The organism is Isoptericola sp. Y581 (assembly GCF_059445475.1).
Genome location: NZ_JCAIUK010000006.1, coordinates 200,496 through 223,974, shown reverse-complemented (window position 1 = coordinate 223,974; position 23,479 = coordinate 200,496). Strand labels below are relative to the sequence as shown.

The following is a 23,479-nucleotide window of genomic DNA, read 5'->3' as shown; positions in this document are numbered from 1 at the left end:
GAGTTGTCAGGGCCAGGGTGACGGCAACCTTCGCGTGGTCCTGACAACTTGGGTGGCGGGCTCAGTCCTCCAGCGGGCCCAGGACGGACTGCGCGACCGTCGAGTGCGCGGACTCGTCGTCGGACGGGTGGAAGATCCCGGCGAGCACGTCGCGGTAGAGGCGGCCGAGCTCGGACCGGTTGAAGTACGTGGACCCGCCCGAGCAGCGGATGGCCTCGTCCACGACCTGCCGCGCGGTCTCGGTGACGCGCACCTTGAGCCCCGCCGTCGAGCGGAAGAACCCCGCGCCTGATCCGGACTGCACGTCGACCTGGGCATCGACCTCGCCCGCCACCATGTCGAGCTGCGGCCACAGGCCGTCGAGGGCGAGCGCGGCCGTGCCGATGCGCCACCGGATGTCCGGGTCCTGCGAGTACGCCTTGCCGGTCTTCATCGACCGGCGCCTGTTCACGGCCTCGACGGCGAGGGCCAGCGCCCGGTCCGCGATCCCCAGGTAGACGGACGCGAGCAGGATCTCGAACGACGTGAAGATGCCCAGCACGTACGGGTCGAGGCTCGGGCCCGGCGCGATGCGCCGCAGCACCCGGTCCGCGGACGCGTGCGCGCCGTCGAGCACCGTGGTGCACGACTGCGACGCCCGCATGCCGAGCGTGTCCCAGTCGTCCTTGATCTCGAACCCGCCGCCGTCGCGGGTGACGAACGCGTGCACGATGCGCGGGTCGTCGGGGTCGGTGGCATCGTCCAGACCCATCACGCCCAACCGGGTCCAGCCGGGGGAGTTGGACGTGAAGATCTTGGTGCCGTGGAACGAGTAGCCGCCCTCGCCGTCGGGGCGCGCCTCCGTGCGGGAGCCGAGCAGCACCAGGTCGTTGCCGGCCTCCGAGTAGCCGAAGCCGAAGACCTCGCCGTGCGCGGTCTCCTCCAGCAGCCAGTCGAGGGAGCCGTCGCCGCGCTCGTGCAGGAACCTGGCGACGCCCACCCACACGTGATGCATGTTCACGGCCAGCGCCGTCGCAGGTGCCGCGCCGGCCAGCCGGGCCTGCTCGCGGGCCGCCTCGCGCAGCGTGAGCTCGGCGCCGCCCAGGTGCTCGGGCACCATCGCCTGCAGGTACCCGGCGGCCTTGAGGTCGGCGAGGTCGTCGGCGAAGAAGGCGTTCTCGCGGTCGTACCCCGCGGCCCGGCCGCGGATCGTCTCGAGCAGCTCGTCGGTAAGGATCTGGCGGGGCGCGTCGAACGGTGAGGGCGCAGGCATGCCCTCACCGTAGCCCGTGTTGTGGGGGCGGGGGGGGGGGGGGGGGGGGGGGGGAGGGGGGACCCAAAACAAGCCCAAAAAACAGGGATAGGGGGGGGGGGAAAGGGGGAGGGGNGTTGTGGGCGCGAGTTCGGGGACTATTCGGCCGCGAATTGTCCCCGAACTCGCGCCCACAACACTGGGCCTGGGTCAGGCGGACGCGGGGGCGGGCTGCGGCAGCAGCCGTCGCAGCACGTCGGCGAGGGTGATGACGCCCAGCGTCCGTCCGTCGCGACGCACCAGCGCGAGCTGCTCGCCCGCCCCGCGCAGCAGGGCGATCGCGGCGTGCACGGTGGTCGTCCCGTCGAGCACGAACAGTTCGCGCGCCACCGGCACGACGGGGGCGTCGTCGGCCAGCAGCAGCGTGTCGCGCACGTGCACGACGCCCCGCACCCCGTCGTCGGCCCCGCTGCCGTCCCCGTTGTCAGCCCCGTCCGCAGAGCGGAGCAGGATGCGCAGGTGCCCGGACGCGACCGAGGCCGCGCGGACGTCCGCCGCCGTCGCGCCCGCGGGCACCGTCGTCGGGCGTACCCCGGGTGGCAAGAGCGTGTCGACCGTGAGGGTCTCCAGCTCCAGCGCGCCCGCGATCTGCGACGAGTACGCCGCGTCGAGGGCGCCGACGTTGGCCGAGTGCTCCACCAGGTGCCGCAGCGTCGCCGGGTCGTGCCCGACGTCGATGTGGTCCACGGGCTCGACGCCCACGGCCCGCAGGCAGCGGTTCGCCTGCGCGTTGAGCCAGCGCAGCACGGGCCGCGTGAGCCACATGAACCCGCGCATCGGCAGCGCGAGCAGCGTCGCCGACGCCTCGGGGTGCGCGATGGCCCACGACTTCGGGGCCATCTCGCCGACCACGAGGTGCAGGAAGGTCACGAGGATCAGCGCGAGCACGAAGCCCACGACGTCGGCGATCCAGTACGGCGCGCCCCACGCCGCGAACAGCGGTGTGAGCCAGTGGTGCACTGCCGGCTTGGTGACGGCGCCGAGCGCCAGGGTGCACGCGGTGATGCCGAGTTGCGACCCGGCGAGCAGCAGCGTCAGCTCGGAGGAGCTGCGCAGCGCCGCCCGCGCGGAGCGGCTGGTGGGCGCGGCGTCCTCCAGGCGGTGGCGGCGCGCGCCCAGGAGGGCGAACTCCACCGCCACGAAGAAGGCGCTGAGCGCGATGATCACGACGGTCGCGGCGACCACGATCCAAGGGTTGCTCATCGTCCGGCCTCCTTCGTCCCGTTCGTTCCGTTCGTCCTGCCGGTCCCGGCCTCGTGCGCCGTGGACTCGACCGAGCCCTCGAACAGGCGCACGCGCACCAAGTGCGGCACGTGCCGCTCGACGGCGAGCACCTCCGCCTCGATGCGGCGCCCCACGGGCTCGTCGTGCGCGAGGTCGGCGGGGTCGGGCGGCAGCTCGACGGTGACATGGTCCCCGGCGCGGGGGAGCGCCCCGAGCTGCGCGATGAGGAGCCCGGCGACCGTCTCCTGGTCGCCGCGCGGCAGGTCGTGCCCGAGGGCGCGCTCCGCCTCGTCCAGGTGCACGTCGCCGCCCATCACCCAGGTGTCGTCGCCCTCGGGCGTGACCGTGGCGGGCTCCGCGGCGTCGTGCTCGTCCGTGATCTCGCCGACGAGCTCCTCCGCGAGGTCCTCGAGGGTGAGCACGCCCGCGAAGCCGCCGTACTCGTCCACGACGACGGCGATCTGGTTGCGGGTGCGCGTCAGCTCCGCGAGCGCGTCCGGGAGCGCCATGAGCGTCGGGAGCACGGTGACGGCGCGCATGAGGTCCGTCACGGGGGCGTCGTCGGGCAGCCCGGTGCGGAGCAGGTCCGTGAGCTGGACGACGCCGAGCGCCTGGTCCTCGCCGTCCACCACCGGGTAGCGCGAGTGGCCGCCGGCCATGAGGGTGCGCAGCTCGCCCACCGCGAGTCCGGGCTCGACCGTCCCGACGCGCGAGCGCGGGATCATCGCGTGCTCGACGTCGCGGGACGGGAAGTCGAGGATCCGGTCCAGCAGCATCGAGAGGTCGTCGGGGAGGTCGCCGCTCTCGCGGGAGTCCGCGACGATGTGCTCGAGGTCGCGGGCCGTGGCGGAGTGCTCGACGTCGTGCACCGGCTCGATGCGCAGCACGCGCAGCAGGGCGTTGGACGTCTTGTCGAAGACGGCGATCAGCCAGCCGAGGGCGGTCAGGTACGCCGTTGTCGAGCCCGCCAGGCGCAGCGCCGTCGGCTCGGGGCGGGAGATGGCGAGGTTCTTGGGGAACAGCTCGCCGAAGAGCATCTGCACCAGCGTCGACATGAGCAGCGCCGCGACGGTACCGACGGCCACGCCGACCCCGGTCGGGACGCCCACCCCGCCGAGCAGGGTGCCGAGGGAGTCACCCACGAGCGGCTCCGCGACGTAGCCCACGAGCAGGCCGGTCACGGTGATGCCGAGCTGGGCACCGGACAGCACGAACGACGTGCGTCGGGTGACGGCGAGGGCGCGCTGCGCGGTCACGTCACCGGCCTCCGCGCGGGCGGTGAGCCGGGAGCGGTCCACGGTCATGTAGGCGAACTCCTGGGCGACGAAGTACGCCGTCGCCGCGGTGATCACGAGGATCACGAGGATGCCGAGGAGAAGGGAGAGTACGGCGCTCATCTGGCGTGCACCTCCGCGCGTCGGGGCTCTGCGGAGCCCGGACTATGGCTGGGGTCGTCGGCGGGCGCGGCGTTCTCTTCCGCCGCGGGCGCCGCGAGGTCAATCGTGTCTTCCACGATGCCCGTAACGCGGTGGGTGCGCGGATGGTTCCCGGCGCTACGCTCCGGTGCACCACGGTCGACGAAGACCGTGCCGGCACGAAGGGACCGCCCGCATGGTCAACAGCAGCGCCAACAGCAGCGCCAACAGCAGCGCCAACATCAGCGTCATCCGCAGCCCGCACCCCGACGTCGAGATCCCGGACGGAAAGCTCTGTTGACTACAGCCGGCTAGAGCCCATCGGGCCTGGGAGCCAGCACCCCTGTCACCTGCTCGGCGTTCCCACCGAACACGGGCTGCATCGTGGCCAGTTCCTCATCAGTTCGTAGCAGCTCCGGTTGAGCGAGTGGCGCCAGGGCGTCGATCACATCGACCACCGGGAATTGGCGCCTCGTCACGAGCTTGCGCGCGACGTGGCGCTGGGCAGTCATCGGAAGCGCGACCTCTTTCGGCAGGTTCGCATCAGCCGCAAGGAACGCCTGGACGACCTCCCAGGCGAGATAGAAGACCTCGACGAAGGCGGCATCGTATGGAAGTGGGCAGACGACAAGGTTGCGTCGGTCGTCAAGACGGATCGCATCTGAGGCGCCCTCCTGCGACGGAACGATGCCGACGCGCAAGCCACGTGCCCCCTCGAGCTTCGCGGGGTTGATCTTGACCGTGGTGCCAACCCACCGATCGTCGAACCGGGAGCCAAGGAACAGGTCCGCTTTCCACAGGCCAGCGATGCTCTGGGGAAGGCCGTTTCGCGCACCCTGCCTCCGGAATGCCGCGGCAGCCGTCGAGAGGTGCCGCCGCAGCTTGACCGGGTGCCCACGGAGCCCGCTCATGAGCCGCGACTCCGATGTGAGCGCCTCGGCTGCCGTATCGATCAGTTGCTGCGCGCCACTTTTCTCCGCACCGAACAGGATGGACCCGACGTCTTGCGTCGAGACCTTGCACCGCTTCAGGGCATCGGCCACCCTTTCGACCGTAGACGCCTCCCCCCTGGCGATCGCATCGTGGACCGCGTACTCGAAGCAGATGCCGCAGTCGCCGTCACCAGGCCTGAGCAGGCGGGGAAGCATGAACAGTGGAACCTGCTCGTACCCACCGATGGCCGCCACCACCTCGCCCTTGAGCGAGTACAACGTGCCCTGAAGGATCGGCCTCACGATCGCCGTCAGGGCGGACACATGGTCTGCAACAGGGCTCAGTTGCTGTTCAGTGCGGATGTCCACGCCACGAGCCTAGGGCGACGGCCCTAGCTGCGGCGGGTGACTTTTCCGCGGGGCGGGGCCAGTCGGTCGCCGACGGCTCCATGTATCCCGTTCGGACGTCAGCCTGTACGACTTCCTCTTCGCCCCGCTCGACGACGCCGACGACGCCGTCCTCGACCGGGTCGCCCTGCTCGACGGCCCGAGCGGCGCCGAGACCACCTACCGCGACCTGCGCTCGCAGGTCGACGGGATCGCCGGCGCGTTCGCCGACCGGGGCCTCGGCGTCGGGGACGTGGTGGCCCTGCACAGCCCGAACGTCCCCGCGTTCGTGGCCGTCTTCCACGGCCTCCTGCGGGCCGGGATCACCGTGACCACGATCAACGCCCTGGCCTCGGCCCGGGAGGTGGGCAAGCAGCTCGAGGCGTCGGGCGCGAGGGCGCTCGTCACGGTCTCCCCGCTGCTCGCGGCCGCCGAGGCCGGGGCCGACGCCGCGGGCCTCGCTGCGGCCGACGTCGTCGTGCTCGACGGCGCGGACGGGCACCCGTCCCTGCCCGAGCTGCTGGGCGGCGGGCACCCGGCGCCGGATGTCGCGTTCGACCCGGCCACGCACCTGGCGGTGCTGCCGTACTCCTCCGGCACCACGGGCCTGCCCAAGGGCGTGATGCTCACCCACCGCAACCTCGTGGCGAACGTGCTGCAGACCGACGCGTACATCCCCCTCACCCCCGACGACGTGGTCCCGGCGGTGCTGCCGTTCTTCCACATCTACGGGATGACGGTGCTCATGAACGGCGCGATCTACCGGCGGTCCGCGCTGGTGACCCTGCCCCGGTTCGACCTGGCGGAGTACCTGCGCGTCATCGAGCAGCACCGGGCCACGGTGCTCTTCGTCGCGCCGCCCATCGCGCTGGCCCTGGCCAAGCACCCGGCGGCGGCCGGCCGCGACCTGTCGAGCGTGCGCATGCTCATGTCGGGCGCGGCGCCGTTCGACGAGCACCTCGCCGCGGCGGTCGGGCGGCGCATGCCGGGCACCCGGGTGCTGCAGGGCTACGGCATGTCCGAGATGTCGCCGGTCTCGCACATCATCCCGATCGGCCGCACCGACGTGTCGCCCGGCACCGTCGGCATGCTCGTGCCGAACATGCTGGCCAGGATCGTGGACCCGGCCACGGGCGCGGAGATCGAGCAGCCCGCCGAGGGGGTCAGCGCGCCCGGCGAGCTGCTGTGCGCGGGGCCGAACGTCATGGTCGGGTACCTCGCGGACGAGCAGTCCACCCGCGACACGCTCGAGACCGACGGCTTCCTGCACACCGGCGACATCGTGACCGTCGACGCCGACGGCGCGTTCTGTGTCGTCGACCGGCTCAAGGAGCTCATCAAGCACAAGGGCTACCAGGTGGCGCCGGCCGAGCTGGAGGCGCTGCTGCTCACCCACCCGCAGATCGCGGACGCCGCGGTGATCGGGATTCCCGACGCCGAGTCGGGAGAGGTGCCCAAGGCGTTCGTCGTGCAGGCCGACGGTGCCGAGCTCACGGCCGAGGACGTGCAGGCGTTCGTCGCCGAGCAGGTCGCCCCGTACAAGAAGGTGCGGGCGGTGGAGTTCGTCGAGCAGGTGCCCAAGTCCGCGGCGGGCAAGATCCTGCGCAAGGAGCTGCGCGCCCGCTGACCGATCCGCGAGGGCGTTCCTCCGGTAGATTGGGCGCGATGTCCGACGCCACCACCGCCTCCGTCCCGGTCGTCCCCGCGCCCGGCGACGCCCCGCGCAGGATCCGCGTCGCCGTGCTCTTCGGCGGCCGCTCCGGCGAGCACGCGATCTCCGCCTTGACCGCCAGCGGTGTGCTGCGCGCGATCGACCGCGAGCGGTACGACGTGGTGCCGGTCGGCATCACGCGCGAGGGTCGCTGGGTGGTCGCCGCCGACGACCCCGAGCGGTGGCAGATCGCCGACGGCCGCCTCCCCGAGGTCACCGCCGACTCCGGCGCCGAGGTGGTGCTCTCGCTCACGCAGGGGGAGAGCACACTGCGGGTGCTGGAGCACGGGCAGGTGCCGGGGGTGCTCGGCGAGGTCGACGTCGTCTTCCCGCTGCTGCACGGCCCGTTCGGCGAGGACGGCACCCTGCAGGGGCTGCTCGAGCTCGCGGACGTGCACTACGTCGGCGCGGGCGTGCTGGCCTCCGCCGTGGGCATGGACAAGCACTTCATGAAGCTCGTGCTGGCGGGCCAGGGCCTGGCCATCGGCCCATACGTCGTCATCCGCCCGCAGGACTGGGAGCGGGACCGCGCGGCGAGCCTCGCCGCCGTGCGGCCGCTCGGGCTGCCACTGTTCGTCAAGCCGGCGCGGGCGGGGTCCTCGCTCGGCATCACGCGCGTGGACGACCTCGCCGACCTGCCCGCTGCCGTCGAGGCCGCGCGCGAGCACGACCCCAAGGTGATCGTCGAGGCGGCGAACGAGGGCCGCGAGATCGAGTGCGCCGTGCTCGGCGGTCGCGACGGAGCGCCGCCGCGGGCGTCGCTGCCCGGCGAGATCGTCGTCGACCACGACAGCCATGCGTTCTACGACTTCGAGGCGAAGTACCTGGACGAGGCGCACGTCGACCTGCGGTGCCCCGCCGACCTGCCCCCGCACGTGCTCGAGGAGGTGCGCGACATCGCCGTGCGGACCTTCGAGGCCATTGAGGCCGAGGGGCTGTCCCGCGTCGACCTCTTCGTGACCCCCGACGAGCGTGTGGTCGTCAACGAGATCAACACCATGCCGGGGTTCACGCCGTTCTCGATGTACCCCCGGATGTGGGAGGCCTCGGGCGTCACCTACCCCGAGCTGGTGGACGAGCTCATCCAGCTCGCCCTGCAGCGCCCCACCGGCCTGCGCTGACCACCGAGGTAGTCCCGGATCCCGCGAGGTAGTTCGCATCTCCGCGAGGTAGTTCGATCGGGGCCGAGGTAGTTCGCGCTACGGCAGCACGCTGCGGCCGATGTCGCCCGGGTTGTAGGCGACCTCCCAGCGGAAGCCGTCCGGGTCCGCGAAGTAGCCGGTGTACCCGCCCCACTCGCGCTCGACCGCGTCGGCGACGCTCGCCGCGCCGGCCCGCCGCGCGTCGTCGAGCACGACGTCGACCTCCGCCGTCGTCGCGACGTTGTGCGCGAGCGTGACCGGCGGCGTGCCGCCGCGCGTGACCGCGCCGATCTCCTCGGTCGCGAACGACTCGGCCCACAGCGACAGGACGAGGCGATCGCCCACCCGGAACATGAGCACCTCGCCAGGCGCCTCCAGCTCCGGATCCCAGCCCAGCCCGTCGACGTAGAAGCGGCGGGTGGCGGCAAGGTCGCCGACGACGAGGGTGATGAAGCTCACGCGCTGGTCCATGGGCGCCACCCTTGCACGGGGCTCCGACAGCTGACCAGCGAGGTCAGGTGCATTCGGCGGTCTGCTCGACGGTGCTCACGGCCTGCGCGAGATCCCCGACGAACGACGTCGAGTGGCCGGCGGTGACCGACGGGGGCACCACGACCTCGACCGCGGGCTCGCGCCCGTAGGTGGTGAACCGCCAGGTGCCGTCGTCGCCGGCCTCGACGATCCAGTCGATGGTGCCGGAGCCCGACTCCACCTGCTGGCAGTCGGGCGACGGCCCGGGCGGCGTGACCCCGCAGCGCAGGGTGACTGCGGCGCCGGGCTCGCCCCACGCGGCGGTGGCCTGCGCGGTGGTCTCCGCCTTGTCCAGGTCCCCGGCGAGCACGTCCGGCAGCGCGAGCATGACGGGCGCGCACGCGGGGTTCGCGGCGTCCTCCGCTGGGGTGACGCCGATGGTGGTGGCGCACGCGGCCAGCGGGACGACGAGGACGCACAGCGCGGCGGCGCGGGCGGCGCGGCCGGACATCAACGGGCGGAGCACGGCGCCCACGCTACCGGGCGGGATGCGCCCGGTCACCGCCTACAGTCGTGCCCGTGACCGACGCCACCCGCCCGCTCGTGCGCGACCTGTCCGAGGACGAGCTGCTCGCCCGGATCTTCCCTCTGCTGTCCGCCGGCTCCGCGACGCTCCTCGGCCCCGGCGACGACGCGGCGGTGGTGGCCGCGCCCGACACACGGTTCGTGGTGACGACCGACGTGCTCGTGGAGGACCGGCACTTCCGGCGGCGCTGGTCCGACGGGTACGACGTCGGGGTGCGGGCGGCGGCGGCGAACCTCGCGGACGTGGCAGCGATGGGCGCCCGGCCGACCGCGCTCGTCGTCTCCCTCGTGGTCCCCGGCGACCTGCCGGTCGACTGGGTGACCGGCCTCGCGCGCGGCCTCGAGGAGACGTGCGCCCCGGTCGGCGCCGCCGTCGTCGGCGGCGACCTGTCCGGCGGCGACGCCGTGGTGGTGGCGGTCACCGCCCACGGGGACCTGGAGGGTCGTGACCCGGTGACCCGGTCGGGCGCGAGGCCGGGCGACGTCCTGGCCTATGCGGGCCGCCGCGGGCTGTCGGCCGCGGGGCTGGCCCTCCTCGACGCCGGTGCCGCGGCGCCGGCCGACGGCGCGCGGGTCGAGACCGGAGCTCCGGAGCGCGGGCCGCTCGGGGAGTGCGTCGCGGGCTATCTGCGCCCGGAGCCGCCGCTGGCGGCCGGCCCGGAGGCCGCGCGGCACGGCGCCACCGCGATGCTCGACGTCTCGGACGGGCTGCTGCGCGACGCCGGCCGGCTGGCGCGCGCGAGCGTCGTGCGGATCGACGTCGACAGGGCGGGCCTCGCAGCCGACGTGGACCGGCTGGCGCCGGCCGCGCGGGCGCTCGGTCGCGACCGCGATACGGCCCTCGCCTGGGTGCTCTCCGGAGGCGAGGACCACGGCCTGCTCGCCACGTTCGCGCCGGGCGCGGAGCTGCCGTGCGGGTTCCGCAGGATCGGTACGGTCGGGCACGCGGTGCCCGGGAGGCGCGGCGTCACCGTGGACGGCGAGGCCCCGGGATCAGCCACGGGTTGGGATCACTTCGCTGGTTGAGCCTGTCGGAACCGCTGGTTGAGCCTGTCGAAACCTGGTCTCGACAAGCTCGACCGGCGGGCATTCGACAAGCTCGACCGGCGATGCGTCAGCCTCGGCGGTAGCGGACCTCGGTCACCGGGGTGTCGCCGATGTCGTCCATCCGCTCCACGCCGTCGGGCTGGAAGCCGTGCCGACGGTAGAAGTGCCGCGCGCGCTCGTTCTGGGACAGCACCCACAGCGACATCGGGACGCCGTCCGGCACGTCGGACAGGACGGTCCGCATGAGGTCGCGAGCGACCCCGCGGCCCCACGACTCGGGGTCGAGGTAGATGGCGTAGAGCTCGAGGTCGCCGTTCTCGGCGTCCTCGTCGCGGGAGGGTCCGAAGCTCGCGAATCCCAGCAGGCGGCTGTCTCCCTCGGCAACCAGCGTCGTGCGGGAACCTTCATCGAGGATCTGCTGCCACTGCACGGCCCGCTCCGAGACGTCGAGCGAGTCGAGATACTCGGCCGGCAGCACGCTCGCGTACGCGCCCTTCCAGGACGTGACGTGCACCTGGGCGATCCGCCCGGCGTCGGACACGTCGGCGGGCCGGATCTCCACGTCGCTGTCGGTCTGCACGATCATCTGCCCAGGGTGCCACGTCCACACACCATCAGCCAAGACTGGTTGGTGAAAGCTTCACGAATTCTTTGCCGATGGCGGCGGTGGACCGGGCGGGGCACACACCAGGTGTGCGGGCACAGCGAGACGCCCGCCGGGATGATCCCGACGGGCGTCTTGCGGAAAACGTCGCAAGCACCGGGCACGGCCGGTGCGAGGCTCAGGCCTGGCGCGTGACCTTGCCGGCCTTGAGGCACGAGGTGCAGACGTTGACCCGCTTGGGGGTACCCGCGACCACGGCACGCACGCGCTGGATGTTGGGGTTCCAACGGCGCTTCGTGCGGATGTGGGAGTGCGAGATGCTGTGCCCGAAGCCCGGGCCCTTGCCGCAGACGTCGCAGTTGGCAGCCACGGTCTCTCCTGAATCGTCGTGACACGTCCCGCGCCAGGGCAGCAGGACGTGAACTCGGTAGTTTGGGGGAGCCCGGGACCACCCGGGCAACCACACAAGGGTAGCCGATCTGTGGAGTGCCCCTCAACGTGGGGCCGGTCACGGCTACCGTGGGGGCGTGCAGCAGCCCGAGCCCCTCGACGCCGCCGTCGTCCGCGCCTGGGTGCGCATCACCGTCGAGGCCCTGGCCACGGCCCGCGCCGAGCTCGACCGCGCGAACGTCTTCCCCGTGGCCGACGGCGACACCGGCACCAACATGTACCTCACGGCCCGGGACGCCGCGGCCGCCGTCCATGCCGCGCCCGCGACCGCCGGTGGCGCTCGGCTGCTGCGGTTGGCCGCGCGGTCCGCGCTCCTCGGGGCCCGCGGGAACTCCGGGGTGATCCTCAGCGAGTGGCTGCGCGGGCTCACGGTCGCCGCCACCCGGGGCGACAGCCTTGCCATCGCGCTCGACGTCGCGGCCCGGACGGCGCGCCAGGCCGTGGCCCACCCCGCGCCCGGCACGATCCTCACCGCCGCGGAGTCCGCGGCGGCCGCGGCCAGGCATGTCGAGGCGGGAGGGATGGTCGGTCCACCCGGTGCCCCGGTCTGGCTCTCCACGATCGACGCGGCGTACCGCGGCGCCCGCGAGGCGGCGCTGCGCAGCGTGGGCGCGCTGGAGCCGCTGCGCACGGCGGGGGTGCTCGACGCGGGCGCGTGCGGCCTCGTACTCGTGCTCGCCTCCCTGGCCGCGGCGCAGCGGGGCGCCGCCGAGGGCGTGTCGGAGGCTGGCGGCACCATGACGCCCGTGCTGCTGGACATCGACCTGCATATCGACGGGCACGGTCACGGGGACCCGGCTTCCGGGGGGTCCGTGCCGGGCGCCGACGAGGCATCCGCCGACGACACCGACGTGACCCACGTGGGCCACGCGGTCGGCGACGGTCCGGCCGACGACGTCGAGCTGATGTTCGTCCTGGAGCGATCGGCGTCGGCGGTCGGCTTCCGCCCGGGCGCGGTCGCCGACGCGCTCCGCGCGGACCTCGACGACGTCGGCAGCTCCGTGGTGGTCGTGGGGGGCGGCGACGAGAGCGACGACGCCGAGCGATCCCTGTGGCAGGCGCACGTGCACACCGCCGACCTCGATGCTGCGCTCGACGTGGCGCGGCGGTGGGCCTCGCGTGGGGCGGTGTCCCGCGTGTCCGTACGCCACCTCGCCGTCCCGCCGGACCGCTGGGCGGTCGTGGTCACGACGGCCGCCCCTGCGCTCGCCGCCGAGCTCGCCCGTGCGGGCGCCGTCGTGGTGCTGGACCTGGACGTCCGCCCGACCGCGGTGGACCTGGCCGCCGCGGCGCTCGGGGCGGGCGCCCCCCGCGTGCTCGTGCTCGCGCCCGAACAGCTGCTGGACGGGCTGGCCGACGGCTCGCGGGCCGAGGCCGAGGACCCGGCCGAGATGCCCGAGATCGTGCGCGTCCCCGCGCCCGTCGACGCCCACCTCGTCGCGGGGACGTCGGCGCTGGCGGCGGCGCTCGACGACACGCAGGAGGGGGACGTCGACGTCCCCGCGGTCGTCGGGTCCGTCGTCGCGGGGCTGCGGGTCGGCGGCGGCCCGGCGGTCACCGTCGGCGCGATCGTCAAGCGGCTCGTCGCGGGGTCCCCGACCGCCATCGTGACCCTGCTGCCGGACGACGACGTGCCCGATGCCACGATGGAGATGCTCGCGGTGCGGGCGGCCGAGGTGTCCGGCGGCGCGGACGTGGTCGTCATGCGCACCGGGCGCCCCGGGGGGCACGTGGCGATCGGCGTCGAGCCGCACCAGCCGCAGCAGCCGTTCGCTGCGGAGGCGACGGGGGACCGGCGGTGACCGGCCGGGAGTCGGAGGCCCTGACCAAGGTCCTGGGCGCCCGTAGCGCCGGCCCGCTCGCCAAGCTGGGGCTGACCACGGTCGGGGACCTCCTCCGCCACTACCCCCGCCGGTACGGGGACCCGGGCACGCTCACGGACATGGACCGGCTCGCCCTGGGGGAGCACGTCACGGTCATGGCGCGCGTCGCCCACGCGACCATGCGCACGATGCGCTCGCGGGCGGGGGCGATGCTGCAGGCGGTCGTGACGGACGGCCGCCACGAGCTGGCGCTGACGTTCTTCGCGAAGCGCGCCGGCGCGCTACGTCCGCACGAGGAGAAGCTGCGCCCCGGCCGGGTCGGCCTGTTCACCGGCGTGGTCAGCGAGTACCGGGGCACGCGGCAGCTCACGCACCCGGACTACGTGCTCGTGGGCGTCGATGCGGACGACACCGAGGCGGCGATGTTCGAGGCGAGCCGCCCCATCCCGATCTACCCGGCGTCGTCCTCGGTGCCGAGCTGGCGCATCCAGAGGGCCGTGCGCACCGTGCTCGACCCGCTGATCGAGGCCGACGTCGAGGAACCCGTGCCGGCCGAGGTGCGGGCCCGGCTGGGCCTGCCGGGCCGCCTCGACGCGCTGCGCGCGATCCACGCACCCGACGACCAGCCGACGTGGCAGCGGGCGCGACACCGGTTCCGCTTCGAGGAGGCGTTCGTGCTGCAGGCGGCGCTCGCGCAGCGCCGGGCCCACGCGGCACAGGAGGAGGCCACGGCCCGCCCGCCCCGGGTGCCGGGCGAGCCGAGCCTGCTGGCCGACTTCGACGCCGCGCTGCCGTTCACGCTGACGGACGGGCAGCGGTCGGTCGGCGAGGACCTGGAGCGCGAGCTCGCGCAGCCGCGGCCGATGCAGCGGCTGCTGCAGGGCGAGGTCGGCTCCGGAAAGACGGTCGTCGCGCTGCGCGCCATGCTCCAGGTGGTCGACGCCGGCGGGCAGGCGGCGCTGCTCGCGCCTACCGAGGTGCTGGCGGCGCAGCACGCCCGCACCCTGCGCACGCTGCTGGGTGACCTCGCGGAGGGCGGGCTGCTCGGCGGCGCGGCGCATGGCACCCGGGTGGCGCTGCTGACCGGCTCGCTGGGTGCGGCGGCCCGCAAGGAGGCGCTGCTGCAGGCGGCGGGCGGCGAGGCCGGGATCGTCGTGGGCACGCACGCCCTGCTCGGCGAGCAGGTGCAGTTCGCCGACCTGGGCCTGGTCGTGGTGGACGAGCAGCACCGGTTCGGCGTCGAGCAGCGCGACTCCCTGCGGGCCAAGGGCCGCGTGGCGCCGCACCTGCTCGTCATGACGGCCACCCCCATCCCGCGCACGGTCGCGATGACCGTCTTCGGGGATCTCGAGACGTCATCGCTCACCGAGGTGCCGGCCGGTCGCGCCGGGATCACCTCCCACGTGGTGCCCGCCGGCAACCCCCGCTGGATGGAGCGCACCTGGACGCGGGTGCGCGAGGAGGTGGACAAGGGGCACCGCGCGTACGTCGTGTGCCCCCGCATCCACCCCGACGCCGACCTGCCCGCCGGCGGGGCGAAGGCGCGCGACGACTTCGACGACGTGCCGGACCTGCTGGAGCTCGTCGACGCCGAGGGCGCCGCGGGCGACCGGCCGCCGCTGCGCGCCGTGCTCGAGGTCGCGGAGATGCTGCCCGAGACGCCGCAGCTCGCGGGGGTCGAGGTGGGCGTGCTGCACGGGCAGATGGCGGCCGCCGACAAGGAGTCCGCGATGACGCGCTTCGCCGCCGGCGAGGTGCCGGTGCTGGTCTCCACGACCGTGATCGAGGTCGGGGTCGACGTGCCCGAGGCGACCGTGATGGTGGTGTTCGACGCCGACCGCTTCGGCCTGTCCCAGCTGCACCAGCTGCGCGGGCGGGTCGGGCGCGGATCGGCGCCGGGCCTGTGCCTGCTGGTGTCGACGGCGCAGCCAGGCACGCCGGCAGCGGCACGCGTCGAGGCGCTCGCGGAGACGACGGACGGGTTCCGCCTCGCGACGCTCGACCTCGAGCTGCGCTCCGAGGGCGACGTGCTCGGCGCCGCGCAGTCGGGCCGGTCCAGCTCGCTGCGGCTGCTGCGGGTGGTGCAGGACGCCGACCTCATCGGCGAGGCGCGCCGCGAGTCGTCGGCGGTGGTCGACGCCGACCTCGAGCTGGGTGCCCACCCCGAGCTGCGCGCGGCAATCGAGGCGCAGCTCGACGACGAGCAGGAGGAGTTCCTCGAGCGTGCCTGACCCCGGGCGCGGGCTCATCACGTCCGGCGTGCGGCGGCGGATACGCTCGGCCGCATGACGAGGATCGTGGCCGGCCGGTTCGGCGGGCGCACCCTGCAGGTGCCGCCGAAGGGCACGCGGCCGACGAGCGACCGGGTTCGCGAGGCGATCTTCTCCCGGCTGGAGCACCTCGACGTCCTGGAGGGCGCCCGGGTGCTCGACCTGTACGCGGGCTCGGGCGCGCTCGGGCTCGAGGCGGCGAGTCGGGGTGCGGCCGAGGTCGTGCTCGTCGACGCGGCCCGCAAGGCGGCGGACGTGGCACGTCGCAACGTGGCCGTGCTCGGCCTCCAGCGAGAGGTGCGCGTCGTGGCGGACACGGCGGAGCGATTCGCCGCGGGCGCGGCCCCCGCCGTCGAAGCCGCCTCGGACCGGGGGTTCGATCTCGTCTTCCTCGACCCGCCGTACGACGTGCCCGAGGACACGCTCGCCACCGTCCTGGGCCACCTCGCCGCGCCGGGGGTGCTGGCGCCGAGGGCCGTCGTCGTCGTCGAGCGGTCGGGCCGCAGCCCCGAGCCCGTGTGGCCCGCCGGCCTGGCGGCGTTCGCCCGCAAGGACTACGGCGAGACGGCCGTGCACTACGCCGAGCCCGAGCCTCTGCCCGCAGACGGCGAGCCGACGTCAGCCCGCTGAGCGCGGGGCGTACCGCTCGTCGCCCTCCAGGGTGCCCACGGGCACGGCGGCGAGCGCCCCGGCGTCGGCGGGGTCGACCAGCGACACCGACTCCCCGGACGCCGCGTCGAGCAGCCGCCGGGTCGCCACGTCGTCGGACAGCGACCCCTCGCAGGCCGCGAGGTGCTGGGCAAGGAGCCGGCGCACGGGCTCGGCGGGGACTGCGGTCGACCCGTCCTCCCCGAGGGCGACGAGCAGCATCGCCGGGACGCGAGGCGAGCCCGCCCCGCCCATCCCCGGCTGGAAGTAGGGCAGCGCCAGCACGCGTGCGCCGTGCCGCGCATAGAAGCGCAGCCGGGCGGCGGGGTCCCCGTGCTGCTCGTGCGCGTCGTGGTGGCCCGGGTGCTCCACCTCGGCCAGCACGAGCGCCGGGCGCAGCTCGTCGCGCCAGCCGGCGACGGACCGCGACAGGAGGTGCCCGCCGACCCCGCCCCCGCGACCGCCGGGTGCGATGGCGAGGTAGTCGACGAGCAGCACTCGCGTGTCCGGCGACCACGACGCGACGATCCCGGCCACGACTTTCCCGCCGCGCACCACGCCGTAGGCGATCTGCGCGCCGGAGGTGATGCCCTCCCGCAGGTCGTCCAGGGGCATCAGCTCCGCGGGCGGGAACGACGGCGCGAGCACGTCGTGCCACAGCGAGGCGACCTGGTCCGCGGTGTCGAGGCGAACGACGTCGGGCATGCCCACATGGTGTGCCCGGATCGGGGCAGCGGCACCCCGACGGGGCTCCCCGGGATCGCGCCACCCCTGTACTAGCGTGACCGCGTGAGCATCGCCGTCTGCCCCGGGTCGTTCGACCCGATCACCCTGGGCCACCTCGACATCGTGCGGCGCGCGCGTCGCATGTTCGACGTCGTGGTGGTGGGCGTGGCCCGCAACGCCGCCAAGAACGCGTTGCTGGCGCCGGAGCAGCGGGTGGAGCTTGCCCGCGACGTGCTCGCGGCCGACCCGGAGACCGCCGACGTGCGGGTCGAGGTCGTGCCGGGACTTCTCGTCGACTTCTGCCGGGAGGTCGGGGCGGTCGCGGTGGTCAAGGGGCTGCGGGGCGGGGCCGACTTCGACTCCGAGCTGCCGATGGCACTCATGAACCGGCACCTGACCGGCGTCGAGACGGTCTTCGTGCCCGGTGAGCAGCGCTACGCGCACGTCGCGTCGTCGCTGGTCAAGGACGTGGCCCGGTTCGGCGGGCCCATCGACGACCTCGTGCCGCCCGGGGTCGCCGACGCGGTACGTGCGGCGCTGGCCAGATGAGCCGGACCAAGGAGCAGGGATGAGCGAGACGACCGAGACCACCCCGACGGGCGGTCTGCTGGAGATCCTGGACGACCTGGCAGCGTTGGTCGAGAACGCGAGGTCGGCGCCGCTGTCGACCAACGTCAAGCTCGACCGCGACCAGGCGCTGGGGCTCGTGGACGAGCTGCGCGACGCGCTGCCCACGCAGGTCGCGCGGGCGGACGAGGTGCTCGCCGCGGCCCGGGACAGGCTGGACGACGCGCACCGTCAGGCGGAGGAGATCGTCGCCTCCGCCCGCGCCCGCGCGATCGAGCTGGTGCAGTCGGAGCAGGTCGTGGTGCAGGCCGAGTCGCGGGCGGCGGAGATCGTCGCGGAGGCGGAGCGCCGGGCGGCCGGGCTGCGCACCGACGCGGACGCGTACTGCGACGGCAGGCTCGCCGACTTCCAGCAGGACCTGGACGCCCTGTCCGGCCAGGTGCAGGCCGGCCGGGAGAAGCTTGCCGAGCGCCTTGACGAGCGGTCGCCGCGCGTGCGGTGGGACGCGGTGGCCGACCCTCGTTGGCCGGAGGGCAAGCCGTCCTGAGCGCGTGCCTGACCACGAGCTCGACGGCCACGGCGTGAGAGGCGGGTCACGTCCGGGCGTGCTGCGACCCGTCGCCACGATGGCCTAGACTAGGTCGCTGGCCCGAGTTCGGGCCGCCCCCCACCTGCCTTACAGTCCCTGGAGCCTGCCATCGCCACCGCGAAGCCCTCACCGCTCGTGCTCGACACGCACGTGCTGTCGCGGCGACCCGGAACGATGACTGAGGTCGCGCGCGTCGTGCCCGCCCCGGCGGACATGGGTACCGCCGTCATCGGCGTGCCCGAGGGCGACGACCTGACCCTGGGCCTGCGGCTCGAGTCGGTGCTGGAGGGGGTGCTGGTCTCCGGCGTCGTGCGCGGCACGGCGGTGGGGGAGTGCGTGCGCTGCCTCGACCCGGTGTCCCGGCAGGTGACCGTGCACGTGCAGGAGCTCTTCACCTACCCCGAGAGGGCGCAGGCGGCGGAGGACTCCGGCGACGACGACGCCGAGGACGAGGCCGTGCTGGTCGACGACCTGGCCGACATCGAGCCGGCGGTTCGGGATTCGCTGGTGACTGCACTACCATTTCAACCGCTGTGCCGTCAGGACTGCCCTGGCCTGTGCTCCGTCTGCGGGGCGCGGCTGGCCGAGGATCCTGACCACCATCACGACCTGGTCGACCCTCGTTGGTCGGCACTGCAGACCATGCTCGAGGAGTCGAGCGTGTCCGACGAGACGAAAGAGAGCTAGCCGTGGCTGTTCCGAAGCGCAAGATGTCGCGCAGCAACACCCGGGCGCGTCGCTCGCAGTGGAAGACCACCGCGGCCGCCCTCACCACGTGCCCGAACTGCAAGGGGCAGAAGCTGTCCCACGCCGCGTGCCCCACCTGCGGCACCTACAAGGGCCGCCAGTACGCCGAGGCGCTGCGCACCGAGCACGCGGGCTGACATGCCTGCACCCGGCACCCGGCCGCGGCCGGAGCCGACCGCTCTTCTCGAGAAGCTCGGGGTCCGACTGGACCCCGAGCTTCTCGTGCTTGCCCTGACGCACCGCTCCTTCGCGCACGAGGCCGGGGGCATCCCGACCAACGAGCGCCTCGAGTTCCTCGGCGACACCGTGCTGGGGCTGGTCGTCACGGAGGCCCTGTACCGGCGCCACCCCGACCAGTCGGAGGGCGAGCTGGCGAAGATGCGCGCGGCCACGGTGTCGCAGCGCGCCCTCGCCGCGATCGCGCGCGAGCTCGACCTCGGCGGCTATGTGCTGCTGGGCAAGGGCGAGATCCGCACCCGGGGGTTCGACAAGGACTCGATCCTCTCGGACACGGTGGAGGCGCTGATCGGCGCGACCTACCTGTCGCACGGCCTGGAGCCGGCCCGCGAGCTGGTGCACCGCCTCGTCGACACCACGCTGGAGGCGGCGGCCGACCTCGGCGCCGGCCTGGACTGGAAGACGTCGCTCCAGGAGGCCACCGCCGTGCGCGGGTTCGGCGCGCCCGTCTACGAGGTGACGGGCGAGGGGCCCGAGCACGCGCGCGTCTTCCACGCCCAGGTGACGGCAGGTCCGGTGCTCGGCCTCGGCACGGGCTCCGCGAAGAAGCACGCGGAACAGGCCGCCGCCGAGGAGGCGTACCGCGCGCTGCAGGCGCTGCCGGTGCCCGCCGCTGACACCGGTGCCTGAGCTCCCCGAGGTCGAGACCGTCCGCGACGGTCTCGACCGCTTCGTCGTCGGCGCCGTCGTGCGCGCCGTCGAGGTGTTCCGCGACTACTCCGTGCGCCGCCACGACGGCGGCGCCGCCGGCTTCGCCGACCAGCTGCGCGGCCGCCGGCTCGCGGCCGCGGTGCGTCGGGGCAAGTTCCTCTGGCTGCCGCTGGTCGAGCCCGTCTCGTCGGTTGAGCCTGTCGAAACCATGCCCGGCGCGGCGCTGCTCGCCCACCTCGGCATGTCCGGCCAGCTGCTGGTGCGTGACCCCGCCGTCGCGGGGGACTGGGCGCACCCGCACCTGCGCGTCCGCCTGCATCTGACTGGCGCTCCCTCGGGCGCCACCTTCCTCGACTTCGTCGACCAGCGCACGTTCGGGCACCTGCTGGTCACGGACCTGGAGCCCACGCCCGACGGCGCGCCCGGCGGGTTCGGCAGCGTTCTGCCCGCCGTGCCGGAGCCGGTGGCGCACATCGGCCGCGACCCGCTCGACCCGGCGTTCGACCTCGACTCCGTCGTGGCCGCGATCCGGCGGCGCCGCACCGGGATCAAGCGCGCGCTGCTCGACCAGACGCTGCTGTCCGGCGTCGGGAACATCTACGCGGACGAGGCGCTCTGGCGCGCCCGCCTGCACTTCGCCCGCGCGACGGACCGGCTGCGCCCGGTCGAGGTGCGCCGGGTGCTCGACGCCGCCACGCAGGTCATGACGGACTCCCTGGCGCAGGGAGGTACGAGCTTCGACTCCCTCTACGTCAACGTCAACGGCGAGTCCGGGTACTTCGCCCGCGGCCTGGCGGTCTACGGGCGGGAGGGCGAGCCGTGCCTGCGGTGCGGCGCGCCGGTGCGCCGGGACGCGTTCATGAACCGCTCGTCGTACACCTGCCCCGTCTGCCAGCCGCGGCCCCGCCAGGGTCGCTGGTAGCCGTAGCGGCGCCGGTCAGCGCCCGACGACGTTGCGCAGCCCCGCCGCGCCGTCGGCCAGCCACGCCCGCAGCTGCGCGGTGACGAACGTGGCCGCCCCCTGCGGGCGCCCGCCCGCGACGTGCGGCGTGAGGATGAGGTGGGGCGCGTCCCACAGCGGGGAGTCGGCCGGGAGGGGCTCGGTCTCGGTGACGTCGAGGGCCGCGCCGGCGATCGTGCCGTCCCGGAGGGCCGCGACCAGCGCGTCCTCGTCGACGGTGGCGCCTCGACCGGCGTTGACGAACCGCGCGTGGGCGGGCAGCAGGCCGAGCACCCGCGCGTCGAGGGCGTGGTGCGTGGCCGGCGTGGCGGGCAGCAGCGAGACGAGCAGGTCGGTGGTGGGCAGCACCTCGTCGATCGAGTCGACCACGGGGAATCCGTAGCGTTCGCCCGCCGACGACGCCACGCCGGTCACGCGCGCGCCGAGCGCGGCGAGCAGCGGCGCCAGGACGGCGGCGATCGACCCGAAGCCCCAGATGGTCACCCGTGCGTCGTGCAGCGTGAACCGCGCCTCGTCGTTCGCCTGCTCCCGGCCCAGGTCCCGGTCCCAGACGTGCTCGCGCTGGGCGGTGAGGGTGCGGTCGAGCCGCCGCACCGACGCGAGCACGAGGGCCAGGGTGTGCTCGGCCACGGTCGCGTCGTGCAGGGAGCGGCCCGAGGAGATCGCCACGTCGGGCGCGAACCCGGCCGCGAGCGCCTGGTCGGGCCCGGCGTTGAGCGTCTGCACCCAACGCAGGCTCGTCATGCGCCGGGCGGCATCGTCCAGCACCCGCTGCGGGCTCGACCACGTGACCAGCGCATCGGCGTCGGCGTGCTCCTCGGGCACCGGGTCGCGCATGACGTAGTGCGCCACCTCCACCCCTGGGACGTCGATCGTCAGGTCGAAGGGCACGTTGCCGGGCACGAGGATCTTCACGCCCGGCGACGCTACCAGCCGGCCGTTCGAGGGACGGGCCGGGCGAACCAGCGTTCGTCGAGGGGAGGAACATCGCGACCGTCGCGCCGAGGACCGCCGCCACGTGTACCAGGCGCACTGCGGCGAACGCGGGCGCCGGCTCGCCCCCCGGACCCCGCGGCGTCGAGGAACCCGGCCCCCTGCGTGAGCCCGGCCGCGGCGGGCACCACCATGGACGCCGGCCCCACCCCGGACAGGAGGACGGCGAGGGCGACCCGCGCGAGGCGACCGCGAGCGTCTGCATGCCGCGACGCTATGCACGCGCGCCGAGGGTGCTGTCCTCCGGGCACGGTAGGGCCGGCCCACGAAGCGCTGTCCCAGGTGGTGACGCGGCGGGTGCGGCACGATGAGCCCATGACGACAACGATGTCGACCGCCGCGCAGGGCAGCACCCCCCGTACCGACGCCCGCTACGACGCCGTCGTGGTGGGCGGCGGGCACAACGGGCTCACCGCCGCCGCGTACCTCGCCCGGGCCGGGCGCAGCGTGCTCGTGCTGGAGCGGCTCGACCACGTGGGCGGCGCCGCCGTGTCCGCGCCGGTGTTCCCGGGAGTCGACGCGCGGCTGTCCCGGTACTCGTACCTGGTCTCGCTCCTGCCGCGGCGGGTGATCGATGAGCTGGCCCTGCCGATCACGCTCCGCCGCCGCCGCTACTCGTCGTACACGCCCGTCGGCGGCGCCGGCCTGCTCGTCGACACGGGGGACGACGACGCGACGCGGGCCTCGTTCGGCGCGATCGGGGCGCCGGCGGCGGACCACGACGCGTGGCGCCGGCTGGGCGCCGCCACCGGCAGCCTCGCGCGGCGGCTGTTCCCGACCATGACCGAGCCGCTGCTCTCGCGGGCCGAGGCCCGGGCGCTCGTGGACGACGACGAGACGTGGCGCGACGTCGTCGAGCGCCCGCTCGGCGCGATGCTGCCCGCTCGGTTCGCGTCGGACGTCGTGCGCGGGGTCGTCGCCACGGACGGGCTGATCGGCACGTTCGCCGACCTCGACGAGGCGTCGCTGATCCAGAACCGCTGCTTCCTCTACCACGTGATCGGCCGCGGCACGGGCGACTGGGACGTGCCGGTGGGCGGCATGGGCGCCGTCTCCGGCGCGCTGCGGGACGCGGCACTCGCGGCCGGAGCTACCGTCGTCACCCGCGCCGAGGTGACCGCCGTCGACCCGGGCAGCGACGGCGACGCGCAGGTCTCCTGGGCCGACGACGAGGGACGCACGCATGCCGCGGCCGCCCGCGTCGTGCTCTCGGGCGCGGCCCCGACGACGCTCGACCGGCTGCTAGCCGCCGCCGGCGCCGGCCCCTCGGGCCGGTCCGCCGCCGAGGCGCCCGAGGGCGCGCAGCTCAAGGTCAACATGCTGGTGCGCCGGCTGCCGCGCCTGCGCGACGGCGTCGACCCGGTCGCGGCGTTCAGCGGCACCTTCCACGTGAACGAGTCGGCCGACCAGCTCCGGACGGCGTACGCCCAGGCCGCCGCCGGCGCGATCCCCGACCTGCCGCCGTGCGAGATCTACTGCCACTCCCTGACCGACCCGACGATCCTCGGGCCGGAGCTGCGCGAGTCGGGCGCCCAGACCCTCACGCTCTTCGGCCTGCACATGCCGGCGCGGCTGTTCCGCGGCGATCCCGACGCCGCCCGGGAGCGGGCGCTCGCCGCGACGCTCGCGTCCCTCGACGCCGTGCTGGCCGAGCCGATCGAGGACGTGCTGCTGCACGACCCCGACGGGCGTCCCTGCCTCGAGGCGCGCACCCCGGTCGACCTCGAGGGCGACGTGGGGCTCCCCGGCGGCCACATCTTCCACCGCGACCTGTCGTGGCCGTGGGCGGACGACGCCGCCGACGGCGCGGGCGGGGACCTGGACGCCCCCGGGAGCTGGGGCGTGGAGACGACGCACCCGCGCGTGCTTCTGGCCGGCGCCGGCGCGCGGCGCGGCGGGGGGGTGAGCGGCGTCCCCGGCCGCGCCGCGGCGATGGCGGCGCTGGGTGGCCGCTGGGTAGCGCCCTGATTCCCCACCTGGAAGGATGCGGTCCTCGACGGCGAGCGAA

The 23,479-nt window shown here is 74.2% G+C and carries 23 protein-coding genes; 13 read left to right on the top strand and 10 right to left on the bottom strand.

The window, feature by feature from the left end:
• Nucleotides 1-61: 61 nt before the first annotated feature.
• The 4 genes from AC1C2W_RS13215 to AC1C2W_RS13200 all read right to left on the bottom strand — a co-directional run bounded on the left by AC1C2W_RS13215 (nucleotide 62) and on the right by AC1C2W_RS13200 (nucleotide 5,231).
• Nucleotides 62-1,252: an acyl-CoA dehydrogenase family protein gene (locus tag AC1C2W_RS13215; protein WP_495413316.1), complete on the bottom strand. Its 1,191-nt coding sequence runs from the start codon at nucleotides 1,250-1,252 to the stop codon at nucleotides 62-64.
• A gap of 189 nt (nucleotides 1,253-1,441) precedes the next feature.
• Complete coding sequence (locus tag AC1C2W_RS13210) at nucleotides 1,442-2,494, bottom strand: CNNM domain-containing protein (RefSeq protein WP_495389681.1); 1,053 nt, start codon at nucleotides 2,492-2,494, stop codon at nucleotides 1,442-1,444.
• Nucleotides 2,491-3,912, bottom strand: a complete 1,422-nt coding sequence (locus tag AC1C2W_RS13205) for a hemolysin family protein (RefSeq protein ID WP_495413315.1) — start codon at nucleotides 3,910-3,912, stop codon at nucleotides 2,491-2,493. The genes AC1C2W_RS13210 and AC1C2W_RS13205 overlap by 4 nt, the downstream gene beginning before the upstream one ends.
• 329 nt (nucleotides 3,913-4,241) lie before the next feature.
• Nucleotides 4,242-5,231: a hypothetical protein gene (locus tag AC1C2W_RS13200; protein WP_495413314.1), complete on the bottom strand. Its 990-nt coding sequence runs from the start codon at nucleotides 5,229-5,231 to the stop codon at nucleotides 4,242-4,244.
• A 103-nt stretch (nucleotides 5,232-5,334) separates the two neighbouring features.
• Between AC1C2W_RS13200 and AC1C2W_RS13195 the strand changes: the two genes are divergently transcribed.
• Nucleotides 5,335-6,876 carry an AMP-binding protein gene (locus AC1C2W_RS13195; RefSeq protein ID WP_495413402.1) on the top strand — a complete coding sequence of 514 codons (1,542 nt, stop codon included), beginning with the start codon at nucleotides 5,335-5,337 and terminating at the stop codon, nucleotides 6,874-6,876.
• Between the two features lie 38 nt (nucleotides 6,877-6,914).
• Nucleotides 6,915-8,081 carry a D-alanine--D-alanine ligase family protein gene (locus AC1C2W_RS13190; protein ID WP_495389678.1) on the top strand — a complete coding sequence of 389 codons (1,167 nt, stop codon included), beginning with the start codon at nucleotides 6,915-6,917 and terminating at the stop codon, nucleotides 8,079-8,081.
• A 78-nt stretch (nucleotides 8,082-8,159) separates the two neighbouring features.
• On the opposite strand, the gene AC1C2W_RS13185 is transcribed toward AC1C2W_RS13190, so the two are convergent.
• A complete protein-coding gene (locus AC1C2W_RS13185) occupies nucleotides 8,160-8,573 on the bottom strand; it encodes a VOC family protein (protein WP_495389677.1) in 414 nt (137 codons plus the stop codon).
• A 43-nt stretch (nucleotides 8,574-8,616) separates the two neighbouring features.
• Nucleotides 8,617-9,099 carry a DUF3515 family protein gene (locus AC1C2W_RS13180; protein WP_495413313.1) on the bottom strand — a complete coding sequence of 161 codons (483 nt, stop codon included), beginning with the start codon at nucleotides 9,097-9,099 and terminating at the stop codon, nucleotides 8,617-8,619.
• A gap of 53 nt (nucleotides 9,100-9,152) precedes the next feature.
• On the opposite strand from AC1C2W_RS13180, the gene AC1C2W_RS13175 reads away from it, so the two are divergent.
• The gene (locus tag AC1C2W_RS13175) at nucleotides 9,153-10,184 is read left to right on the top strand and encodes a thiamine-phosphate kinase (RefSeq protein ID WP_495413312.1); all 1,032 of its coding nucleotides are present in this window, start codon (nucleotides 9,153-9,155) and stop codon (nucleotides 10,182-10,184) included.
• A gap of 88 nt (nucleotides 10,185-10,272) precedes the next feature.
• Here the strand turns inward: AC1C2W_RS13175 and AC1C2W_RS13170 are convergent, their stop codons facing one another.
• Nucleotides 10,273-10,791 carry a GNAT family N-acetyltransferase gene (locus AC1C2W_RS13170; RefSeq protein WP_495389674.1) on the bottom strand — a complete coding sequence of 173 codons (519 nt, stop codon included), beginning with the start codon at nucleotides 10,789-10,791 and terminating at the stop codon, nucleotides 10,273-10,275.
• Nucleotides 10,792-10,987: 196 nt separating this feature from the next.
• Nucleotides 10,988-11,179, bottom strand: coding sequence for a 50S ribosomal protein L28 (gene rpmB / locus AC1C2W_RS13165; protein WP_069984843.1), 192 nt, complete (start codon nucleotides 11,177-11,179; stop codon nucleotides 10,988-10,990).
• Between the two features lie 157 nt (nucleotides 11,180-11,336).
• Here rpmB and AC1C2W_RS13160 point away from each other — a divergent pair, with 157 nt between their 5' ends.
• From AC1C2W_RS13160 to rsmD, 3 genes are read left to right on the top strand one after another with little or no spacing between them, the layout of a single operon-like run.
• Entirely contained in the window at nucleotides 11,337-13,061 is a 1,725-nt protein-coding gene (locus AC1C2W_RS13160) for a DAK2 domain-containing protein (RefSeq protein WP_495413311.1), read from the top strand.
• A complete protein-coding gene (locus AC1C2W_RS13155; protein ID WP_495413310.1) occupies nucleotides 13,058-15,313 on the top strand; it encodes an ATP-dependent DNA helicase RecG in 2,256 nt (751 codons plus the stop codon). Before AC1C2W_RS13160 ends, AC1C2W_RS13155 begins: the two co-directional genes overlap by 4 nt.
• Before the next feature lie 54 nt (nucleotides 15,314-15,367).
• Entirely contained in the window at nucleotides 15,368-15,982 is a 615-nt protein-coding gene (gene rsmD, locus AC1C2W_RS13150) for a 16S rRNA (guanine(966)-N(2))-methyltransferase RsmD (RefSeq protein WP_495389671.1), read from the top strand.
• Here the strand turns inward: rsmD and AC1C2W_RS13145 are convergent.
• Nucleotides 15,971-16,705, bottom strand: coding sequence for a hypothetical protein (locus tag AC1C2W_RS13145; protein WP_495413309.1), 735 nt, complete (start codon nucleotides 16,703-16,705; stop codon nucleotides 15,971-15,973). The two genes, rsmD and AC1C2W_RS13145, sit on opposite strands and share 12 nt — an antisense overlap.
• Nucleotides 16,706-16,789: 84 nt before the next feature.
• Between AC1C2W_RS13145 and coaD the strand changes: the two genes are divergently transcribed.
• From coaD to mutM, 6 genes are all read left to right on the top strand, one after another.
• Nucleotides 16,790-17,275 carry a pantetheine-phosphate adenylyltransferase gene (coaD, locus tag AC1C2W_RS13140; RefSeq protein WP_495389669.1) on the top strand — a complete coding sequence of 162 codons (486 nt, stop codon included), beginning with the start codon at nucleotides 16,790-16,792 and terminating at the stop codon, nucleotides 17,273-17,275.
• 19 nt (nucleotides 17,276-17,294) lie between these two features.
• Nucleotides 17,295-17,840: an ATP synthase subunit B family protein gene (locus AC1C2W_RS13135; protein ID WP_495389668.1), complete on the top strand. Its 546-nt coding sequence runs from the start codon at nucleotides 17,295-17,297 to the stop codon at nucleotides 17,838-17,840.
• A gap of 216 nt (nucleotides 17,841-18,056) precedes the next feature.
• Nucleotides 18,057-18,569 carry a YceD family protein gene (locus AC1C2W_RS13130; RefSeq protein ID WP_495389667.1) on the top strand — a complete coding sequence of 171 codons (513 nt, stop codon included), beginning with the start codon at nucleotides 18,057-18,059 and terminating at the stop codon, nucleotides 18,567-18,569.
• Between the two features lie 2 nt (nucleotides 18,570-18,571).
• A complete protein-coding gene (gene rpmF / locus AC1C2W_RS13125) occupies nucleotides 18,572-18,766 on the top strand; it encodes a 50S ribosomal protein L32 (protein ID WP_495389666.1) in 195 nt (64 codons plus the stop codon).
• A 1-nt stretch (nucleotide 18,767) separates the two neighbouring features.
• On the top strand, nucleotides 18,768-19,496 hold the full coding sequence (rnc, locus tag AC1C2W_RS13120; RefSeq protein WP_495389665.1) for a ribonuclease III: 729 nt from the start codon (nucleotides 18,768-18,770) through the stop codon (nucleotides 19,494-19,496).
• The gene (mutM, locus tag AC1C2W_RS13115) at nucleotides 19,489-20,439 is read left to right on the top strand and encodes a bifunctional DNA-formamidopyrimidine glycosylase/DNA-(apurinic or apyrimidinic site) lyase (protein ID WP_495413308.1); all 951 of its coding nucleotides are present in this window, start codon (nucleotides 19,489-19,491) and stop codon (nucleotides 20,437-20,439) included. The genes rnc and mutM overlap by 8 nt, the downstream gene beginning before the upstream one ends.
• Before the next feature lie 15 nt (nucleotides 20,440-20,454).
• Here mutM and AC1C2W_RS13110 read toward each other — a convergent pair whose 3' ends face one another.
• Nucleotides 20,455-21,393 carry an NAD(P)-dependent oxidoreductase gene (locus AC1C2W_RS13110; protein WP_495413307.1) on the bottom strand — a complete coding sequence of 313 codons (939 nt, stop codon included), beginning with the start codon at nucleotides 21,391-21,393 and terminating at the stop codon, nucleotides 20,455-20,457.
• A 393-nt stretch (nucleotides 21,394-21,786) separates the two neighbouring features.
• On the opposite strand from AC1C2W_RS13110, the gene AC1C2W_RS13105 reads away from it, so the two are divergent.
• Nucleotides 21,787-23,439 carry a phytoene desaturase family protein gene (locus AC1C2W_RS13105; RefSeq protein ID WP_495413306.1) on the top strand — a complete coding sequence of 551 codons (1,653 nt, stop codon included), beginning with the start codon at nucleotides 21,787-21,789 and terminating at the stop codon, nucleotides 23,437-23,439.
• The last annotated feature ends 40 nt before the right edge of the window (nucleotides 23,440-23,479 follow it).

What these genes read in the sequence shown, in the direction of transcription:
- AC1C2W_RS13215 (WP_495413316.1), bottom strand. Translation starts at nt 1,252, where the DNA reads ATGCCTGCGCCCTCACCGTTCGACGCGCCCCGCCAGATCCTTACCGAC.
- AC1C2W_RS13210 (WP_495389681.1), bottom strand. Translation starts at nt 2,494, where the DNA reads ATGAGCAACCCTTGGATCGTGGTCGCCGCGACCGTCGTGATCATCGCG.
- AC1C2W_RS13205 (WP_495413315.1), bottom strand. Translation starts at nt 3,912, where the DNA reads ATGAGCGCCGTACTCTCCCTTCTCCTCGGCATCCTCGTGATCCTCGTG.
- AC1C2W_RS13190 (WP_495389678.1), top strand. Translation starts at nt 6,915, where the DNA reads ATGTCCGACGCCACCACCGCCTCCGTCCCGGTCGTCCCCGCGCCCGGC.
- AC1C2W_RS13185 (WP_495389677.1), bottom strand. Translation starts at nt 8,573, where the DNA reads ATGGACCAGCGCGTGAGCTTCATCACCCTCGTCGTCGGCGACCTTGCC.
- AC1C2W_RS13170 (WP_495389674.1), bottom strand. Translation starts at nt 10,791, where the DNA reads ATGATCGTGCAGACCGACAGCGACGTGGAGATCCGGCCCGCCGACGTG.
- rsmD (WP_495389671.1), top strand. Translation starts at nt 15,368, where the DNA reads ATGACGAGGATCGTGGCCGGCCGGTTCGGCGGGCGCACCCTGCAGGTG.
- AC1C2W_RS13145 (WP_495413309.1), bottom strand. Translation starts at nt 16,705, where the DNA reads ATGCCCGACGTCGTTCGCCTCGACACCGCGGACCAGGTCGCCTCGCTG.
- AC1C2W_RS13135 (WP_495389668.1), top strand. Translation starts at nt 17,295, where the DNA reads ATGAGCGAGACGACCGAGACCACCCCGACGGGCGGTCTGCTGGAGATC.
- AC1C2W_RS13130 (WP_495389667.1), top strand. Translation starts at nt 18,057, where the DNA reads ATGACTGAGGTCGCGCGCGTCGTGCCCGCCCCGGCGGACATGGGTACC.
- rnc (WP_495389665.1), top strand. Translation starts at nt 18,768, where the DNA reads ATGCCTGCACCCGGCACCCGGCCGCGGCCGGAGCCGACCGCTCTTCTC.
- AC1C2W_RS13105 (WP_495413306.1), top strand. Translation starts at nt 21,787, where the DNA reads ATGACGACAACGATGTCGACCGCCGCGCAGGGCAGCACCCCCCGTACC.